Source organism: Massilia sp. CT11-108, assembly GCF_047302915.1.
Taxonomy (GTDB): domain Bacteria; phylum Pseudomonadota; class Gammaproteobacteria; order Burkholderiales; family Burkholderiaceae_D; genus Telluria; species Telluria orientalis.
Window position 1 is genome coordinate 1 of sequence record NZ_JBKYMO010001083.1, and the last position, 754, is coordinate 754.

At 67.0% G+C, this 754-nt stretch carries 2 protein-coding genes; one reads left to right on the forward strand and one right to left on the reverse strand.

Annotated features, from left to right (window positions below):
- On the reverse strand, positions 1-139 hold a 139-nt coding region (locus ACEN88_RS33270; RefSeq protein WP_413346587.1), incomplete at its 3' end, for an SDR family NAD(P)-dependent oxidoreductase.
- Positions 140-251: 112 nt separating this feature from the next.
- On the opposite strand from ACEN88_RS33270, the gene ACEN88_RS33275 reads away from it, so the two are divergent.
- The coding region (locus ACEN88_RS33275) for a LysR family transcriptional regulator (RefSeq protein WP_413346585.1) at positions 252-754 on the forward strand (503 nt) is incomplete at its 3' end.

Genomic DNA, 754 nt, shown 5'->3' on the forward strand with positions numbered 1-754 from the left:
GCGCGGCGGCGTCCGACGACTGGTACGTGAAGGCGACCGCCGCGCCGTCGCGGGCGAGACGCTCCACGATGGCCGCGCCGATGCCGCGCGATCCGCCGGTGACGAAGGCGACTTTGTCTTTCAGGTTCGTGTTTGCCATGATGCTCTCCATTCGGTTGGGGTGGTTGATGTCTGCAGTATCATTCCAACTCCCGGTTCAAACTAGCCGGTCAAAAAGCACAAGACTTTCAACCCTTAGTTAAAGGTCGGCCATGGAGCATCTGGATTCCTTTATCTACAGCGCCGAGGACGGCGGCTTTTCGGCGGCTGCGCGGCGCCTCGGGCTCACGCCGGCCGGCGTCAGCAAGAACGTGGCCCGGCTCGAGGCGAACCTGGGCGTGCGCCTGTTCCGGCGCAGCACGCGCAAGTTGAGTCTGACGGAGGAGGGCGAGCAGTTGTTGCGCGAGGTGGCCGAACCCTGGCACCGCATCCAGGACGCGATGGCCGTCGTGCGCCAGGGCGCCAACCGCGCTGCGGGGCCGCTGAAGGTGGCGATGGCGCCGGCCGTCGGACGCATGCATTTCGTGCCGATGCTGGCGGAATTCCGCCGCCGCTATCCCGATGTGCTGCCCGACCTGCACTTCGATAACCGCCAGGTCGACCTGATCGCGGAAGGGTTCGACGTCGCGATCGGCGGCGGTGTCGAGCTGCCGCAGGGCGTCGTCGCGCGCGAGCACGATGCGCACCCGGACGACCTGGCCGCGCGCGATGCCAT